A 20,029-nucleotide genomic window follows, 5' to 3' on the forward strand; every position below is an offset into this window, starting at 1 on the left:
TTATCAATTCTGACAGGCTATTTTCCTGATCTGAAATATGGCTATGTCCAAAGAGTAAGAGCCTCAGACTATATAGCTTATACAGCTATAGCCGACTCAGAACAGCTCTTTAAGCACTTTCTCAGACGCGGATAGTCTGTCATTCATCAGAAGTACAACGAAACGATGCAGGCGAATCGCCATCAACTGATTATTAGCTTCCATCTCTTTCAGAGCCTGAGCATCCAGCTTCATCAACTCTGCATTTTCAAGCGCCTTAGCAGATATAGTACGCACAGAACTGGCATATAAGCCGGTCTCACCAATAATGGTTCCTGGCATCATGGTTTTCAGACGCTGATACCGCTCTTCACCCAGGTCCAGCTGAATCTCAACTTTACCCTTAGTAATAAGATACATAGCATCTGCATTCTGACCCTGGCGAATAAAGTACTCTCCCTCTTTTACTGATACCGGCTCAAAATAGCGCACCAGATGCACCACTTCGTATGGCAGAATATCCATACGCTCTTTCAGTAAAGATTCCAGAGTAAACTCACCGGATTCCGTTGTCGGCAAACGGCTTAGCAGTTCACTTTCACACCACTCCAGTGCACGATCCCAGTCACTGAACTGACCGGCCACTTTCATCAGCCCACGGGTTGTCAGTTTTGCTCCCTCTGCGCTGTCATCCATAATACCCATACCAGAAGAAACCAGTATATCTTTCAGCCCTGGTGGCAAAGAGGATAGCAGCAGAATAATTTTTCTCTGCTGACACTGGTTATGCAATCTCTGTAATACGCTGGCGGTAGAAGCATCAAAGCCCTGGGCACGGGCAAAATCCAGAATAACGAATACGCATGGAGCCTGCAGGTACGGTTCAAGGTCATCCTGCAGGCTGTATGCAGCACCAAACGCCAGATCACCTTTCAGGCGTACAGTTCTGACGCGATCACCGTATTTTTCCAGTGCTTTGTTATGACGCAGAGGACGCTCGACCAGGCTATGCAGAACCGTCGCATCAGCACTCAGATGAATACTTCTCTGTTTACTGAACTGTCTGGCTAGCAGAGGTACTGTAACCAGTACAGCCAGTAAAGCTGCCAGCTGAACACCACCTGCAGCCATAGCCACAAACAAAACAACAACCAGCTGATAATCCATAGGATTGAAACGGTTTCTGGCACTGATCAGCCACTGATCCAGGTAACGGAATCCAAGATAAACCAGTATCACAGCCACCGCTGGTAGTGGCAGATACTGCCAGGCCGCACTTCCAGCCAGACAGATCAGTAAAATAATCACCGCCGCGATAATAGCCGGTGCTTTACCTTCACCACCCAGCTGCTGATTCAGCTGAGTCTGTTCCAGCGACAAAGCAGAAACACTTCCGCCTACGGCTCCGGTTACAAAACCTGCTCCGGCTGAGATATACAGCTCCCGGTTCAGATCCAGGTCGACTCCGGTTTCATTCTCCAACGCAGAGGCCTGCACCAGCATTACCAGAACACTGATAACAGCAGCAGCCACTACTCCACCCCATGGTAACCCGGTAAAACCGTCCAGATCATAATTTGCATAGGCCGGTAACCAGCCCATAGAGAAGAAAGATTGTGCCTTACCCGTTACAAACCAGTTACCGGACCAGTCTGGCATGCCTGCGCCTAACAGATTAAACAGAAAAACCAGAATCAGAAAACCCGTGGGTAAAATCAAAGAACCACCCAGCTTTTTCTGCAGAAAAAATAGCAGAGCAGCAAAGCCGATAACCATCCAGACAGTAGGACTCATTAACCCGGATACTGATAGCAAAGCAGGTTCAGCCAGACTCAGACCACCATAGAGAAACAGCCAGCCAATACCTGCCATTAATCCTGTAACAACGGGCAGAGGCAGATACCGTGTGATACGTCCGACACCAGACTGTCCAACTAAGAACATGGTAGTGACCGTCAGTACCGCCAGGCTGATCATCATTAACCGGGTATCACCTGGCGATAGATCCTGACTGACAGATAAAGCAGCAATCATCGCCGCCGCAGGTAATGGAATAGCAGCCACGCCCTTACCGGAGCTAAGCAAGCCAATGGCCAGAGTTCCGACAATTGCCGTCATTAAAAAAATAGAGATACCGGATTGTAAATCCGCCAGATTGCCCGTCCCAAAAATAAGAGAGGCAAAAGATAAAGACAGTACAGTACTGATCAGCCCCAGCATTACACCAGAAGCCAGATTCCTAAGTGCAGTTGTAATCATGGATTCCCTGATACTTAATCCAGAAATAAATGGCACTAAGTTTTCCAGTCTATGGGCACTATTGCAAGCCATAAACGCTGTAACTTTATGATAGTCGGTATTAAAAATGCCTGACATGCCATACCGGCTCTTACATACACAGCCGTTTTATGCCCACCTTCAGGCTGAAAGCGCAATCCTTAACTATACTTGCCAGCATGGTCACGAATAAGGATGTCTTTATGCGTACGAGCCTGCCCTCTGTACTGATGGTCTTACTGTGCTTTGCAAATAGTCCGGCAATGGCTCAGTCAAAGGTTTTTATCTACGGAGAAAGTAATAATATGCCTCCTGTCAGAATTGCCGGTGACAAAGATTACCCGCCAATTGAATGGCTTGAAGGCGACAAAGCTAAAGGGATATTTCCTTCAGTATTGCCTGATCTGGCCAGAGTCATGAACCGCCGCATTGAATATCACCTGATGGATTGGGAGCAGGCCCAGGATGCTGTGCTTGAAGGCCGTATTGATGTACTGACAGTCTTCAGCCCGAATGAAGAAAGAAGAAAAGATTTTGATTTTGTCGATGGTTTCCTGCAGTTTGAAATGAGCCTGTTTGTCAGAGACGATAATCTGACCATTCATAACCTGACCGATCTGGATGGAATACGGACAGGACTGACAAAAGGAAGCTACCTGCAAAACTTTCTCTCACAGAACAGCAACGCCGAACAAGTCATTGTTAAGGACCATCCGACAGGTTTTCATCAACTACTGGCGGGTGACATTGATGCCCTGGCCACCACCAAATGGGTTGGTGCATATACCATTCAGCGCCATAAAATTCGAGGTATTAAATATGTTGAGCCTGCGATTCATATCAAGCCCACTCATCTGGGTGTCCGAAAAGGTCATACCCGTTTACGTACCGAGCTGAATCTGGCAATCAAAAAGCTTAAAAAAGATGGCACCATTGACCGGCTGACCGAACAATGGGAGAAACATGAGATTATCTATCTGACCCAGGGGCGTATGCGTTCCATATTCTGGGCCGGAACCGGGCTATTTCTGGCCTTCATCTTTGTCGCTGGTCTGATTACTATCTTTATACTGAAAAGTCAGATTAAAGCTCGTACCCGCTCATTGCAGCAAAGCAACCAGGAACTGGAAGATACATTGCACCTTCTGGAAAAAACACAATGTCAGCTGGTCCAGTCCGAAAAAGTTGCCTCTCTCGGCGCTCTGGTTAGTGGACTGTCCCATGAAATGAACACCCCTTTGGGTATCGCTATTACCGCCACCAGCGTTATGAAGGAGGAAGGCCAGGCCCTTGCTCAGGCTGTCAGAGCCGGTCAGCTGACAGAAGAGTCTCTGCAACAGTTCGTACAGGATCATCAGGAGTCACTGGAGGTTCTGGAGCGTTCTCTGAACCGGGCTGTACATCTGACGAACAGCTTTAAAAAAATTGCTCTTGATCAGGGGCAATCTCAACGACGTGCGTTTTACCTGAGCGAGGTGCTGGATGAGCTGGTACTGTGCCATCAGAAAGAACTGAACAAAAGAGCCATCGAAATCACACTGACCGGCACAGATGACATTATCATGCACAGCTTTCCCGGAGCCTTGACCGAAGTGCTGAATCACCTACTGAACAATGCCCTGCGGCATGGCTTTAAAAAAGAAGAATTACCGGCTATTCATATTGTTTGCTCTCTGGTTGATGACAAACTTCGTCTCGAGTTCCGGGATAATGGTTGCGGTATTGAAGAGAAGTACCTGAACAAGCTGTTCGATCCTTTTTTCACCACTCAAATAGGGCAAGGCAGCTCAGGATTAGGACTCAGTTTTGTTTATAACATTGTCACCGGAGTACTGGGTGGTGAAATCGAAATTACCAGCGAGCATGGCTGCCGCTGCCAGCTGATGCTGCCTCTGAAGGCACCAGAAACAGAAGGGGAACAGCCCGAAACAGTCTGAGCCTTATCAGGATACTTTTAATCTCTGCAGCTGATTCAGCAAAACGGCTTCTGATGCACCGCAATACAATATTGTAGTTAACGGAATCGGACTGCTGTTCCACTGACACTAACCATCATCATCCCACCTTTAGGCCCGACCACTTCATAATCGATATCAATCCCGATAATGCCATCCGCACCTAAAGACTGAGCATCTTTCTGCATCTCAGCAAACGCAATTTTCCTGGCCCGGCCCATCTCTTTTTCATAAGCCCCGGAACGACCACCCACAATATCCCGAACCGCACCAAAGATATCTTTAAATACATTAGCCCCCAGAATCGCCTCTCCTACCACGACACCCAGATATTCCTGAACCGGATGCCCATCAACCGTCGATACTGATTTCCCTCTTTTTTCTGATGAAAATTAAATTCACACCTGCCTGACCGGGTGTTACATATTTCACTGTTTTTTCAGACAGTATTTTACTGACCCATTATACGTTTGTGGCATAATAGCCAGCGAAACACATACGCTTTTATTCTCTGATCCATAAATGCACGGTTCAGTTCCAATCGGGCTGAAAAATAGCGCTCAGTTTCGACAGTACAGGAAAAAGACAGGACTTCATGATATTGGCAGATGTTTTACTTCTATCACCGCTGGCAGCACGATCGCCGGTAATAACATCATCACCGGTACAAGAGCTATCACTGATACAAAAGCTATCGCAGGTAGAAACGCTATGACACCGTGGACTAACCTACTGATCACCACCGTTCGCTTGCTGGATCTTCATGACAGCAGCCACGAACGAGGCTCTCCCTATGTGCGCGTTGCACAGATGCCAAGACCGGGCCTGAAAGATGGCTACTGGCTGGATCTGGCCTGTCTGCTGCTGGATTATCTGCTGGAAGAAGACTTTATCAGCAACGGTGGCTTTATCCGCTTTAACCGTTGTCTTGAATTTACCCGTGAGTATTATCCTGACTGCAGTAATGATGATCTCCAGTTTGTAATCAACAGTCTGTCGACACCCAGTGAGCTGTTTTATATCAATCGCCAGCCGGGTGAATCTCCGGATAAAGTACAATCCATTGCCAGTACCAAACGCACCGCTCTGATCGAGAAACAGGCGCAAACCGGCCATGTGCGTCTGACCCAGGCGGGTCGACAGGCCGTGAATCTGGCCGGTCAGGTGGAAGACCTGCTGTACAGTGAATACGATGCTGCAAAAGCACTGACCGCCATCACCCGTGGCGATTACGCCCGTGTGCCGGATATCTGTAATACCATTTTGCTGGCGATTCGCGGCCTGACTCAGGAGATCCGTACAATCCGGGAAAACCCGACCCGCGAGAGTAAACTGACCGCCTTTCAGGAACATCAGCGCCATTACCACAACGCCCTGAACAGTATTCAGCGCACTATTCTGGATTGTCGGGCACAGCTGCTATTGCCTGAACAACAGAGCCGCTTTGAAGCCTGGCAGCAGCAGAATCATCAGGACTGGGATCTGCTCATGCTGACCCAGAGCCTGAACCGCGTTATGAACGCCATTGAAAACCTGAGTCGCCGCCTGACCGAACTGCTGACCGATATTGCCGATGGCCGTATCCGCAGTATGGGCGTGATCGACTTTACCCAGCTGGCACAGGATATCGCTGTTCAGCCGCCAGTACAGGCGCTGATCGATGCCGTATCAGAGCGTTGTATGCCGTTTTATGTACAAACCATGTTCCCGTCACCAAATGACTTTACCAGCAACCTGCTGGATCAGCGCAGTGAACGCAGTGAAGAAGCCCTGATCTTCGATAGCATCAGTGAAGATGATTATCAGGACACTGCGTTGCATACCTTCCTGCAGCACCGATCAGAATTAATGTGTCAGCATATTGAAAAACAGCCCCTGACACTGGCTGATGCGCTGAATAATGGCTGGCACCAGATCGAAGGCGAAGATTTTCTGCCACAACTGCTGAATATGTATGTTGACCCGGAACAGCTACAGCCTGATTTAGTGGTCGCCCTTGACCCAGAACAAACGCTGGAGATCCGCCTGCCCGATGGCCGGGTGCTGAAAGGCGACAATCCAATTCTTATGTTACGTGAACCACGCCCGGAATAATCTGAACCATGAATATGAGTGAAATGGGCGAAGTGTACGCCTACCTGCTACGTTACCGTATGGCGGAAAGCCGCCCTGCACAGCGCAACCGCCGGGCTTCTCGTGCCGGTCTGATCTCCGAACGGGATGTCTGCGCGGTACTGGCTCAGGCCAGTGAAGAAGAGATCAGCCAGTTCCGTCAGTTTTTAAACGGACAGGGCCTGCAGCTGGTGTTTGTCGATGCGGCGGATTATCCGGGCATTGCAGCGGGTGGTCGTATGTATATACTGCAGCGCCTGCCAGAATCCGACCTGCCCTCTATGTTCAGCCAACAACCTGTATATGCCAGCATGCGCTTACGTCAGGAAAGTCAGGAAGAGATCGCACTCTGGTTCCTGCATCTGTGGCTATTACTGATGGGCCTGCTGTATACCCGAAACAACCGCTCTCTGACCGATGTCAGCCACTACCAGGAAGCGGTTATCAGTATACAGGAACTGGTATCGGCGATGCGCCAGCATATCGAACAACTGCGTCAGAGCGGCGTTCAGGGTGAGCAGGTCTCCCCTGCTGTACGCGTACTGATTGATGAAAAAGGGGAAGATATTCCCCGTCGCGTCCGCGTCTTTGTCGAACTGATGGAACAGGCCGGACATCTGCAGCGCTGTAATGATAAAAGCGACACCGAAGAAACAGAAACATCCGGCCCGTTACACGCCAGCTATCAGCAGACGTTATTGGGCGCGTTAGAAGCGGAGCAGATCGGACTGCATCACCTGCACCATCTGTTGAATGATCTGAATACCCTGCCAGAATCCGGATCAGCAGACTCTGATAGTCGGGAATCCCCGTCAGAAGATGGCCCGTCAGAAGATGGCCCGTCAGAAGATGGCCCGTCAGAAGATGGCCCGTCAGAAGATGGCCCGTCAGAATATAATAGTGCCCTGCCATCTCAGACAGAAAGCTATCAGGCACCGGAATATGCATCCGCACCGGCTGACCTGTTATCCGAGCTGGATACCGATCTGCCACTGACAGCACCCGATACGACCGATCCATCCAACCAGGAGAATCACTGATGTCTGTGATTAACCGCATCGAAATTGCCAATCTGCTGAACAAACACGGTGATGTGGCCAGTCCCTGGGAACCGAAAATGCGTCACCTGCTGCTGAACCTGCAGGGACAATCCACAGCCATCAGCATGGAAAATGGTTTCGGTAAAACCACTCTGAGTGATGCCCTGATCGGTATGTTGTCCCGTGACCGCCGACTGATGTCTAACAGCCGCCGTAAAATGAGCCCATCGCGGGTTCAGGGGCAGGAACGCCCATGGAGCCATATCCGGGTCGAATTCCGCAACCATACGGCAAAAGAAGATAATCAGGATGACCTGCTGGCTCAGGCGGGAGAAGAAGTCTCCGGTGAAAACTGGGTATTCGGTATGTACGGCCATAGCGACGGCGACAGCCACTTTTACTACTACCAGGGAACACTGGAAGATTGTCCGGTAACAGACACCAGTCTGGATGGCAAAGTCCGCCTGTACAGCAACCGGGATTTTCTGAAAGCGGCCCGTTCAATCAAAGTGGTGCGCCCCGGTAACCGGGATGAGTGGCTGGAATCCATCAGTCGCCATATCAGCCGTAAAGAACTGGAACAGCTGGCCAGCTTCCAGAAAGAAGGTGGCGCGGATAAAAGTCAGATCTTTAACGCAATTCGCCCCCGTCCCGGCGAGAAACCGGATCAGGCTTTCTTCTATGAAGTGCTGGCCCCACAGATTCTGGCCGGTGCGACCCAGGGTGAAACCGACGAAGGCGAAGAATTTATCGAAGAGGTGATTATTAACTCAGGCCAGAAAGTGTCTGAGTTACGTCATCGTATCGATGCTGCTGAGCAGGATCAGCAACGCGCCGAAAAGAAAGTGGTTCAGCTGCATAATCTGAATGAAAAAGCGGAAGAGCTGCAAGGTGCTCGTAGTGAACTGAATCGCCAGCAAGCCGAGATGGCCACCAGCCGGGACACTCTGCTGCTTATCGCCCAGTCTCCTCTGCCGGGTATTCCGTTCACAGAAGAGGTAATTGATGACAAACACCCCGCACTGAACTTTGCCTTGCTGCCCGGCCAGACGGAACCTGTGGTCGCAGGCAGCCTGATTGCAAAACTGCTGAACCTGTCCCTGACCCGCGCCCAGGCTTATATGGATCAGGCCGGTTTAAGTGGCAATCCAACGCGCCGTCTGTTGCATCATCCAGCGGCACGCTGGGTATCGGATCGTAAAGTTAACACCTACCCGCTGGAGAAAACCCGTCAGCTGATCTCTGACAGCCAGAGCTTTGAAGATGACGCTGCCCGTCTGGAAGCCCTGCAGGATCTGGAAGACGCCTGTGACACTTTCCTGGAATGGGACTCTAACCAGGCCCGCGAGGATTACCTGGCCGATCAGCTGTTCCTGCATAACAGCCAGCAGGAGCTGGCCGAGACCGAACAACGTCTGGAACAGTGTGAGCAGGATAAAGAATCCCTTAACAGCCGCTCGCAGGCCTTTATCGATAACCAGAGCTACTACCGTGACGCCCTGAGTGAAGGTTTGTTTACCGAACAAGAACTGGAACAACCTGACACGCTGGAAAAAACCACGCAACAGGAAGCCGATCAGGCCCGTCAGCAGCTGAGTGAACACCAGCGTAAAACCGGACAACTGGAACAGGTTGAATCCTGGTGGCAGAACTTTAGCCAGTTGCACCCGGATATGACGCCTCAACTGCTGCTGGAAGAGAAAGAAGCCCGGCACAGTGAATTGCAGGACAACCATCAGGCACTGCAGGAACAGCTGCAACAGCACAATCAGGCCATTCAGACGCAACAACAAGCCCTTAATCAGGCGGAACAGAATACCCATCGCCTGCAAACAGACCTGACCCAGCTGGAGCAGAACCGCAGCGCTTACGAAGCTTTCTGCCAGCAGTTCCCGGATCAGACACCGGATGGCTTTATTCAGCGTATTCAGCAGGAACACCAGACCCTGCTGGCACAAAAACAACCCGCTGAACAGGCGCTGAATAACGCCCGTCAGCAACTGGGCCAGATTCAACCCCTTGCACTGCAACGGGACCGCTTCCAGCAGATTTTCGGGGACGCCAAACCCGTTGGTCTGAAAGAAGATCTGCTGAATCAGGAACGTCAGCTGCAACAGCAAATAGAACAGTATTCCAGCGAGATTCATCAGCTACAAAGCCTGAATGACGCTCTGGAAACCTATCAGGACGAACACGATAATCAGACACCGGCTCAGTGGCTGGAGCATGCGCAGCAACGTTATCCGCAGGTGCTGACCGAACTGGAACAGACCCGCAAGGAACTGCCCCGTTTAGAACATTATCTTAAGCACCTGGATACCGACCCGCTGGCGGCCAGTGAGCAGGAACAACAAGCACTGGATCTGCTGCAACAACAGGGCTTAGCCGCTACACCACTGCATGTCAGCCTGACCGAAATTGCCGAACAGCAGGGCTCTCACGACTCGCTTCTAATCCAGAAACAGCAGTGGCTGACACAGGCTGCCGCCTTCCTGTTCGCCCCGGTATTGCCAGATAATGAACAGGCCTCTCAAGCGGTTAAACTGCTACTGCAAAAACAATTCGCCCTGCCAGTATTCAGCCACAATGAACTGGTTACCTGCATTACGCAGGGTCAGAATATCCTGGGCTCGGTACTGGGTTACGAAACTCTGGCGGTAAAAGCCGCTACCGACCCGAACAATATTAATCTGCTGAGAGAACAGGTTCAGCAACGTATCCAACAGCTGAATCAGCAACAGGATCGACTGCAAACTGAGCAAAGTCTGTATGACCCGTATGGTGACGCCTTCGCGCTGGTGGAACAAGCCGCTAAAGCGCTGACAGAAAAAGCACCGCAGCGACAGGATATGCTGGAAGATGAACTGGCTATAGCCGAAGACCAGCTGGATGACCTGCAGGATCAGATTGAACCTGAAGCGCTGAGCATGATCAGTGATTACCAGCATTATCTGGAACTGGGTGGTGATGCCAGCCTGACCGAAGCGCTGGAAACCATTCAGGAACAGGAACTGATCCTGCAACCCCTGCTCTCTCGACTGAGTGAAGTGGAACAGGTACTGCACCAGTCTCAGCGTCAGGCATTAGAAGCAGAAAACTATGTCAAAGCCGGGGGTGAAGATCAGTATCAGGCCCTGCTCAATCAGCAATCGGCCAATGAACTGGAACTGGCGCGACTGGAAGAACAGCTGAACCAGACTCAGCAACAACAGGAAAACGCCAACCAGCAACGCCAGACACTGGAACGCCAGCTGTCGCAGATTTTTGCCGACGGCGAACAGGCCCGACTGCAACGCCTGTGTCAGTACCAGGACAGCGGCGAACAGCTGTTTATGGCCAACCGGGAACAGCAGGAACAACAACTGCTGACCGCTCAGGAAACGGCTACCCGTCGCGCCCGCTGGAACTTCCAGCGTATCCGTGACTACCTGGCCCTGCGTGGTGATAACGGTAACGACCAGAGTCTGGATAAAAAACTGGCTCAGCTGGATAAAACTCTGAAGCAGCTCAAGCAGGAGCGCAAAGAACTGCAACAACGTATCGAACAGCTGCGCACCAGTATCAGTCATGCCGAACAGGTGATGAAACTGACCGACGAACTGGCGATGGAATGGCTGGAACAACTGCGCGAACTGGAATTCAGCGGCAACCAGATTATTCCACTGACCGAAGCCATTGAAGACAGCGAACTGTACCAGCTGTTCAGTCAATACCGCTCTGGCTATCAGGAAGAAGACTCCGAACTGGATGCCCTCAGCATCCTGCAATCCCGCCTGATCGAATCCCTGCGAGATGAACAGCTTAACGAACGCGGCAAAGAACTGACCCGTCAGGAAAAACTGATTCAGCAACTGCACGAACAACTCGGCGCACAACTTAAACAGGCTCTGTCGGAAGCCAGACTGTTTAACACCACAGAAAAAGCCCGACTGACCGCACTGGAAAGCTTTGGCGACCAGGCGATCAGCGATCTGAAAGCACTGGAAATCACCCTTCAGAGTCAGCTGCAACAACACCTGAGCCGGGTGGAACAGCTGAAAGACTCCCAAAGCCAGGTTGAAGCCGGACTACAGGAACGCCTGAGTCGTATTATTGCCGACGCGGCCGGAAACCTGCAGATTCTGAAACGGGTCGCCCGTAACCATGGCCGGGATGAAGGCGCTCACTTTGATATTCAGGCCGAAGTCATCGACGATAACGCCATTTCTGAAATGGTCGCAGGGCTGCTGACCGAAATTGAAACCCATCAGGAGATCAGCCGTAAACGCCAGCAGCAGAACCCGGAAAGCTACAGCGAAGAAAAACAACAAAAAGAACTGCAGGAACTGATTCGTCGCCGTATCTACCGCTCCCTGTTCCGCAATATCGCTATCCGCCTGCGCCATACTGCTATTCGTGCTCACGGCCGCCTGTTCAGCCTGAATGAACAGATGAGTGAAGGTCAGCGCGAAGCGGTATCCCTGATGTGGTTGGTGAAACTGTCGGAATTTGCTATCGAACGGGATATGCGCCAGAGCGCCAGCCCGAAACGCAAACGCGAACAAGCCAGCCGCGAAAGCGTGATTATTCTGGATGGTCTGTTCAGTAAACTATCTCACAAAAAACTGATTGAAGACTCACTGGAATCCCTGCGTAACACTCGTGGCCGCTTCCAGATGGTTGGTCTGATTCACAACCCGAACTACGAAAATGACCCGAGTATCTTCCCGAGTTATCTGGTGGGTAGTGTTATTGGCGGCCGTAATGGTCAGGGTGGTCACGTGATTGTGCGGGATGGTAAACCGGATCAGGCCAGTAATGATGATCGCGCCGGGGAAGCGAGTTTGTTTCAATTAAGGGTTAGTGTGGAGAGAATTGAAGCCGAAGGGTGATTCGTTGAAATAAGGTAAGGGGGCAGCAGCGCTGCCTCTTTAAGGCTCCTCGACGTTAGGTGTGGATTTATTGAAATGTATCTGCCCGTCATCGTCGCCTCGCAAAGCCAATTTTCCACATAAGCGAGGAAGCAGGCCTGGAGGAACACAGGGCTGAAAGCCCGAGTAGTCCTTGCCTGAGCCCGAGAGTTGCGGAAACTGAGTGTGAAGCGTGGCAGAGAGACGGGGCAGAATCTGCCTTGATTCCGAGCTGAGCAAATAATCAGCCCGTAAATCAAATCCACACGCAACGTCGAAGAACCAAAAATGATCTTATTTCGGATCGTAAGGCCTTAGAGCTGAGGACTGAATGTTACCTGTTTATCATGTAAAGATTTAAATTTTATATTTGTTTTAAAGGCGTTAATTGCCTTTTTTCTCCCGTTAGTTGTCTTTTTTCTGAAAATATTTCATTCGAGATATCTATTTATCTGCCGATTGTTTGCTGTAGTTATCCTTACTTCAGACAGGTAGGAGGTATTATGAAAATTGACCATGGACAGATCTCTATGGCATCGGCTCATAGGCGAGAGTCATACACTGAAACGAAAGAATCTCTGAGATATTTTGAGCGCTCTCCGGATGGTGAACGTAACGTAGAATATCAGCGACAATCTCGTTCTTCAGGTGTTGAAATTGGTATGCAGGCGGTACTAGGTGATGTCGAAGCCGGGCGGTTACCTCAGTTTCCCGGACAAAGTGGAAGAGGACTGGGGCTTGGGTTACAAATTGCTAATCCTCCAGGCCAGGAGCAATTCAACAATCAATCTCCAGTCGTTGATGAGGTTGATGTTGTTGATGAGGGTGGAGATTTTCCGGATTCTATTGAAGAGCTGAAGTTATCCGTCTTTGTTCATATGATGGAGCAGATGTTCGGGGCTAAATTCCAGTTGCTCGATAAAGACGAGATGCTGAGAATCGATGAAAATGCTCAGGAAATGAATGAAATTGCGGATAAAATGGAAAGTGTTGTCAGCCAGGGGCATCCCGAAAGAGAGCAGCCTCAGCATGGCTGGCGCATGGAGTACCATGCATCTCAATCCTACCATGAAGAAGAGTACACTACTTTTTCTGCTCAGGGTAAGGTGGTGACCGGTGATGGTCGTGAAATAGACCTGAATCTGGAACTGGGGTTAAGCAGAGCTTTTCAATCTGAAACGGTGATCAGTGCGGTTGCAGGCACACTTAAAGACCCGCTGGTAATAAACTTTGATGCTCCTTCGGTAGGCCTGGATGATAATCAAACGTTCCGTTTTGATATAGATGCAGATGGTACGGTAGAAGATCTTGCTCAGCTAACCTCTGGCTCGGGTTTTTTAGCACTTGATCGCAATGGCGATGGCATCATTAATGATGGTACTGAATTATTTGGTGCTCAAAGTGGTAATGGCTTTGCTGATTTAAGAGAGTTGGATGAGGATGGTGATGGCTTTATTGACGAGGATGATTCTGTCTTCAGTCAGCTGAGGATCTGGACTCCGGGAGAGGATGGCAGTGGTGAGCTGTATGCTTTGCTGGATAAAGATGTTGGTGCTATTTATCTGGGGAATACCGATACCAAATTCCAGTTAAATCGTGCTTCTGATAATGAAAACCTTGGAGTATTACGTAGCAGTGGCGTCTTCCTGAAAGAATCCGGAGGTGTTGGCACTGTCCAGCAGATAGATCTTAAAGTCTGATACACAGACTCAAGTAAGGGGAGTGCGGGTTTAAAAGCTGATCACCAGATTAAACCCGCCCGTTGTGTATTCTATGATTTCTTTATCCTGTTTTTACCGATTCTTTAAACCATTTCAGATCAGGGCCTTTGGGCACGATCCCAGTCGGGTTCAGAGCCTTCACTGAGTAATAACCCGCTTTAATATGGTCTGGCCAGGTATTCTGGCTGAAAGCCGGAACCTGCATCAAACGATCCAGATAAGCCGATAGCGCTGGATAGTCGGCGATGCGTTTCAGGTTGGTTTTAAAAAGCCCATAGTAGGCCAGATCAAAGCGGATCAGGGTGACAAATAACCTGATATCACTTTCGGTTAACTGATCTGCAACAGCAAACTTCTGTCTGGTAAAGTGTTTTTCCAGAGTTTCCAGAGTAGAAAACACTTCTGCAAAGGCTTCTTCATAAGCTTGTTGACTGGTAGCAAATCCTGCCCGATATACACCATTGTTCAGAGTGTGATAAATACTGTTATTAAATGCGTCTATCGCTTGCTGAAAGTTTTCAGGATATAGATCCAGTTCAGATTGATGAAGGGGACGCAATTCGGTATTAAATATCCTGAGAATCTCTTCTGATTCGTTATTAATGATGATCTGCTCCTGGGTATCCCAGAGAACAGGAACAGTCGCACGTCCGGTGTAGTTCTGATCAGATTGAGTATAAAGTTGATGAATATACTCTATCTCTTCATTTTCAGCGGCAGTGCTACCGGGAAATACAGTGTCTGATGGAGCAAAGTGCCAACCGAAATCTGTAATTTCAGGTGCCACAACACTGACAGGGATATATTTCTCCAGTCCCAGTAACGAGCGGGCGATCAGAGTGCGTGTTGCCCAGGGGCAGATATAGGCAACGTATAATTTAATTGCTGGTTCAGCGTTTTGCTCAGAGATTTTTTTAAGATGATGCTCTGACAATGAACCTTTGAATGCACTGTTCTGACGAAGAAAGCGACCTTCATTATCCGTTTTTTGTACCGGATCCCACTTTTTTTGCCAATGACCATTAACCAGCATTTCAAAAAACCTCATACACGGCTGAACAAGATACTTTGTTATTTTCCGGTCAACAGCCGGAGAATATAGCAATCGTTAGCAGGGGCTTTTGTTCCGGTGCTTAACTTATTGCTCTGATTTTGATTATCGCTATTTGCTGTCAGGATACAATCCAGTTGAAAATTAACTCAGTGTTAACTACTGGTTGATAATGCTGGGTAGCTATAACAGAGATGGAACAGGTTAAAAACTCGCCGCCTTCTTGAGGTGCTGCTCAGGCTGATATAGCGATCAGTATGATTGTCATAAAAATGGGTAAGTCATTGTGCAGTCGATACTTATTCGTTTCTATTTAAGAGGTATTTTTGATTAATATCATTGTTTGCTTTCTTGTTACAAAAAGAAACTTCCAGTATTTAAAATTGTACGTATGTTACTTTTCCATGAGTTTTACACGATGCCTTGTGTCACAATTTCACAAATGAGTGTGTCGTTGCATAAAAAGAAAGACGCCTGATCCTCCTTTCAGAATGCGTTATCCTCTGTCCCGTTACTGCCTCGAGAACAAAAATGAGTGTTGCTGATAAAATCAGACTGCGTTTGCCAGACAGTATTCTCTGGTTAAGCCTGATACTGCTGGTTATGCTGACTCCGGTTGTGTTGTACATAGCGCAATCTCAGTCTGTTATACAGTTACTGGAGACCCGGGATCGATTGAATGAGCATCGAGAACTGATGAATAGTATGCGTCGTGAGGCTGCATTACTCAGTTCTGGCCATAGAAATGATCCGGGAGAAACGTTATTGGCAAGTATCAGGCTGTATCATGATAGTGCAGAGCAAATCGCTCGTAGCCTGACGTTATACGGAAGTGGATTAAGTGATGTATTGCCTTTGTGGAATCGCTATCAGAAACATCATCAGGATTTTCATACTCTGATTCAACAGATATCCTCATACTCATCTGCTCATACCCGTTTACTACTCAAGTCAGAAGAAATTTTCCAGCAGGCTAAAGAGGAGCTGAATAATGACCTGTTTTCATCAGCGGAAACTTATGAGTACCAGTTAATTCTGTCGGAAATTTTCCTGTACAGCTTCCGGTTCTCCGCTTTGCCTGATGGTGATGCGGCAACCAGTTTGTACAGCTATATTGATATTATCAGAACATCCCCTCTTATCACGGATCATGCTGAGGCTGATCGTATTTTCAGCCCTGTTATGGCGTATGAAGGTCAGGTTCGAGAGTCAGTACGTAATATCCATATGGCTGTCGGAGAGCTGATGAGTCTTCCGGCCTACTATGCTTTCGAACAATTTGAAATGGCGTTTGAGCATCAGGTTGATAGTCAGTATCGTGAAAAAAGCCATTATCTATTGCTGATGGTTAAGATAGTGGTTGTGCTGTCTTTTATTATTGTGATTGTGACATGGCACCTCAGAAAGTCGAAAAAGACTCTGGAGAGGTTAAATACTCAGCTGGAAGGTTTTAAAAGTGCTCTGGATGAGCATGCTATCGTCAGTATTACGGATAAAAAAGGTGTTATTACATATGTCAATAAGAAGTTCACTGAGATTAGCGGTTATCGGAGTGAAGAGTTAATAGGGAAAACTCATCGCCTGGTTAATTCGGGTATTCATCCTAAGTCTTTTTTTGCTTCTTTGTGGAAGTCTGTCCATAGAAATGAAGTCTGGCACGGCGATGTCTGTAATGTCACTAAGACCGGTGAACATTACTGGGTTCATGCTACTGTTATGCCTGCTGTTAATCGGTTTGAAGAGCTGGAATCGATTATTTCAGTCAGAACAGATATCACTCGCCAGAAACAGATTGAGACAGAGCTACTGGCTGAAAAAGAGAAAGCTGAAGAGGCCAGTCGGGCTAAAAGCGGGTTTCTGGCCAATATGAGCCATGAGATTCGCACACCAATGAATGCTGTTATCGGTATGAGTCATCTGGCTCTGCAGCATTCAGATGATCCGGGTGTAAAGGGTTATATTGATAAAATTCAGACTGCGGCTCAGAATCTGCTGGGCATTATTAATGATATTCTGGATTTTTCAAAGATAGAAGCAGGTAAACTGGAAGTCGAACAATCTGCCTACAGGCTGGATAACGTGCTGAATAACCTGGCTTCTGTGGTTGAAGTTAAAGCGTCTGAAAAAGAGCTGCCAGTGATATTTAACGTAGCTGATGATGTTCCTCTATCACTGGAGGGCGATGCTTTGCGCCTGGGACAAGTACTGCTGAATCTTGTCAATAATGCGATCAAATTTACGAATACAGGCGAAGTACGGATTAATGTATCACTGATTAGCCAGAAGGATGAACAGGTTATCCTGCGTTTTGCTGTTAAGGATACAGGTATTGGTCTTAGTTGTGAGCAGCAACAAACACTATTCCAGGCATTTTCTCAGGCTGATGTTTCGACAACACGACAGTATGGTGGAACAGGGTTAGGACTGGCGATCAGTAAGCAGCTGACTGAGCTGATGGGTGGTCAGATTGGGGTGTTTTCTGAGCCGGGAGAGGGCAGCGAATTTTTTTTCACTATTCAGAATAAGCGTCATCAGCAAATTGAAGCAGATAATGCAGACCTGAATGCAATCAGAGTGCTGTATATTGACGATGATCCTATTGCTCTGAACTCTGTACTGGAATTGTGTGTGGCCGAAGGGATCGAAGCTGTGGGTGAAAGCAGCTCTCCCGATGGTCTGAATCATCTGGTGAATACTTCCTTGTCTGATCAGGCCGAATTTGATGTGGTGATAGTGGACTGGCAGATGCCGATGCTGGATGGTTTCCAGGTGGCACAGTCGATCAGAAATAATCCGGCGCTACCTAAGCAACCGGCTATTATTCTGATCACTTCACATAATGATGAGAGTTTGCAGTCCAGGGTAAATTCTGCGTTATTTGATGCTGTACTGCTTAAGCCTGTATCCGGTGAGCAGCTGGTTGAGTCTCTGCAAGATGTCCTGAATACCAGATCAGAATATTCTGTACGACATAATATTGGTTTTACTCAGGGGGATAATCAACACATTTCCTCCCGTGCAGGAGCCAGAGTCCTGATTGCTGAAGATAATCAGATTAATCAGGAAGTGATTCAGGGGCTGATGGCTCCCTTTGATATGGATGTCACTCTGGTTAGTAACGGGCTTGAACTGGTTCAGGCCGTGCAACAAGCCCAGTTTGATCTGATTCTGACGGATATTCAGATGCCTGAGCTGGATGGTATGGAGGCGACTCGTCAGATTCTGGCAATGTCATTGCCTAAAATTCCTCCTGTTATTGCGATGACTGCCCATGCTATGACAGAGGATATTAAGCGTTGTCATGAGGCTGGAATGTCAGATCACATCTCTAAGCCAATTGACCCTGACAGGTTGAAAGATGTGCTGATTCGCTGGATTGAACCCAGAGTCATTGTTGGTGATTTTTCCGATAGTACCCGGACTAACGTATCTCAGAGTGAGTTACCTGACGAGATTGAGCATCTGGATATGTTTCAGGCATTGCGCTCAACCGCAGGTAATAAAGCTTTGCTGAAAAAGCTATTGCTGCAGTTTGTGAACGATTATCAAGCGTCGGAAACTCGACTGTCGGATATGATTCAGCGAGAGGACTGGGGGGCTATGACAATCTGGTTGCATACCCTAAAAGGCGCTTCAGCCACTCTGGGGGTTGATAAAGTCGCTGCGATAGCCGGAGATATGGAACTCAGATTTCAGAGTGATGGCACGCTGTCTCTGGATGCAACTGAAGAGTTACTGTTTACTCTGAATCAGGTACTGGAAGCTATATATCAATGTACAGGCAAATTTCCGAATGATCAGGGAACCAGTGAACAGAGTGATCAGGCTTTTGTGAATAGTCTGCAACCATCATCTGGCGGCTCATTACCTGTGGCTGATATTCAGCAATTATTGGATAAAGTTGAGCCTATGCTGGAAGAGGGAGATGCCGAGGTGCTGGATCTGGTGCCTTTATTGCTGGAGCTGTGTCAGCAGGATGAAGTACTAATGGATCTGGCAGCTAAAACTCTGGATGCTGTTGAGAGTTTTGAGTTTGAGGCGGCTGGTGAACATCTGGAAACGCTTGAACAGAGCCTGTTAAACTGGAAAGACCCTGTTCTTTAACGGGACCGGCTTGTAATAACCAGCCCCTGGGATCCATTAGTGGTTTTCTTCATCTGAGACGCGCAGAAGAATTCGGTCCAGCATTCTTGTTGATAGAATACGCCTGAGCCAGCCAAAAAGATACGTCGGAAAAGTGACGTAATAGCGAGCCTTAGGAGAAGAGTTTTCCAGAGCATGAATCAGGCATTTGGTGACCGCTTCTGGTCCCAGTGTAAAAGCTCCGCCATCTTTGGTATCTGCAGTAGCAAGACGGCGTTCTACAGCTTCATACACTGACCTGTGAGCGCTGTTTGCCGGATCAATATGCTGTTTAAACTGCTGATAGGCATTTTCTCTGAACCGACTGGTGATAGGACCTGGTTCGATCAGGCTGATATGTATGCCAGTACCATTCAGTTCCTGACGAAGTGTATCGGTCAAACCTTCCAGGGCGAATTTAGAGGCATTATAGGCACCTCTGTACTGCATAGTGATCAGACCCAGAACAGAGCTGTTTTGTATAATACGCCCATGCCCTTGTTGCCTCATTATCGGAAGTACCTGGCAGGTTAGTTCATGCCAGCCAAAAAGATTGGTTTCAAACTGCTGCCTCAGGCTATCGCGGCTCAGATCTTCAACGGCGCCGGGGATACCATAGGCCCCGTTATTAAACAGGGCATCCAGCGTGCCTCCGGTCTTTTGCAGAATATGTTCAACTGCATTGGTGATTGAATGACTGCAGTCCAGATCTAATAAACAGGCATCTGTCAGTCCTTCTGCTAGCAGTCGTTGTACATCTTCTTCTTTTCTTGCGGTTGCAAAAACACGATAACCCCGTTTCTGCAAGGCATGGGCAGCATGATGCCCAATGCCACTGGAGCATCCTGTAATAAGAATTGATCTGGTCATTATGTTATTGTCA

The 20,029-nt window shown here is 48.5% G+C and carries 9 protein-coding genes and 1 pseudogene; 6 read left to right on the forward strand and 4 right to left on the reverse strand.

The annotated features are described in order from the left end of the window. Nucleotides 1-96: 96 nt before the first annotated feature. On the reverse strand, nt 97-2,238 hold the full coding sequence (locus H4O21_RS14035; RefSeq protein WP_182809504.1) for a cyclic nucleotide-binding domain-containing protein: 2,142 nt from the start codon (nt 2,236-2,238) through the stop codon (nt 97-99). A 221-nt stretch (nt 2,239-2,459) separates the two neighbouring features. Between H4O21_RS14035 and H4O21_RS14040 the strand changes: the two genes are divergently transcribed. Continuing rightward, nucleotides 2,460-4,193, forward strand: coding sequence for a transporter substrate-binding domain-containing protein (locus tag H4O21_RS14040; protein WP_182809505.1), 1,734 nt, complete (start codon nt 2,460-2,462; stop codon nt 4,191-4,193). Nucleotides 4,194-4,270: 77 nt separating this feature from the next. Here the strand turns inward: H4O21_RS14040 and H4O21_RS14045 are convergent. After that, a pseudogene (locus H4O21_RS14045) lies at nt 4,271-4,561 on the reverse strand (heavy metal-binding domain-containing protein); the annotation flags it as partial. A 361-nt stretch (nt 4,562-4,922) separates the two neighbouring features. On the opposite strand from H4O21_RS14045, the gene H4O21_RS14050 reads away from it, so the two are divergent. From H4O21_RS14050 to H4O21_RS14065, 4 genes are all read left to right on the forward strand, one after another. Next, a complete protein-coding gene (locus tag H4O21_RS14050; protein WP_182809506.1) occupies nt 4,923-6,305 on the forward strand; it encodes a hypothetical protein in 1,383 nt (460 codons plus the stop codon). Between the two features lie 8 nt (nt 6,306-6,313). After that, on the forward strand, nt 6,314-7,363 hold the full coding sequence (locus tag H4O21_RS14055; protein WP_182809507.1) for a hypothetical protein: 1,050 nt from the start codon (nt 6,314-6,316) through the stop codon (nt 7,361-7,363). Continuing rightward, on the forward strand, nt 7,363-12,234 hold the full coding sequence (locus tag H4O21_RS14060) for a coiled-coil domain-containing protein (RefSeq protein ID WP_182809508.1): 4,872 nt from the start codon (nt 7,363-7,365) through the stop codon (nt 12,232-12,234). The genes H4O21_RS14055 and H4O21_RS14060 overlap by 1 nt, the downstream gene beginning before the upstream one ends. A 521-nt stretch (nt 12,235-12,755) precedes the next feature. After that, entirely contained in the window at nt 12,756-13,952 is a 1,197-nt protein-coding gene (locus H4O21_RS14065; protein ID WP_182809509.1) for an SPM autocatalytic domain-containing protein, read from the forward strand. An 82-nt stretch (nt 13,953-14,034) separates the two neighbouring features. On the opposite strand, the gene H4O21_RS14070 is transcribed toward H4O21_RS14065, so the two are convergent. After that, entirely contained in the window at nt 14,035-15,006 is a 972-nt protein-coding gene (locus H4O21_RS14070; protein ID WP_182809510.1) for a glutathione S-transferase family protein, read from the reverse strand. 549 nt (nt 15,007-15,555) lie between these two features. On the opposite strand from H4O21_RS14070, the gene H4O21_RS14075 reads away from it, so the two are divergent. Continuing rightward, nucleotides 15,556-19,128: a hybrid sensor histidine kinase/response regulator gene (locus H4O21_RS14075; protein ID WP_182809511.1), complete on the forward strand. Its 3,573-nt coding sequence runs from the start codon at nt 15,556-15,558 to the stop codon at nt 19,126-19,128. A 36-nt stretch (nt 19,129-19,164) separates the two neighbouring features. Here H4O21_RS14075 and H4O21_RS14080 read toward each other — a convergent pair whose 3' ends face one another. Next, nucleotides 19,165-20,016: an SDR family oxidoreductase gene (locus tag H4O21_RS14080; protein WP_182809512.1), complete on the reverse strand. Its 852-nt coding sequence runs from the start codon at nt 20,014-20,016 to the stop codon at nt 19,165-19,167. Nucleotides 20,017-20,029 lie beyond the last annotated feature (13 nt).

Origin of the sequence: Oceanospirillum sediminis (genome assembly GCF_014164585.1) — a bacterium.
In the GTDB taxonomy this organism is placed as follows: domain Bacteria; phylum Pseudomonadota; class Gammaproteobacteria; order Pseudomonadales; family Halomonadaceae; genus Oceanospirillum; species Oceanospirillum sediminis.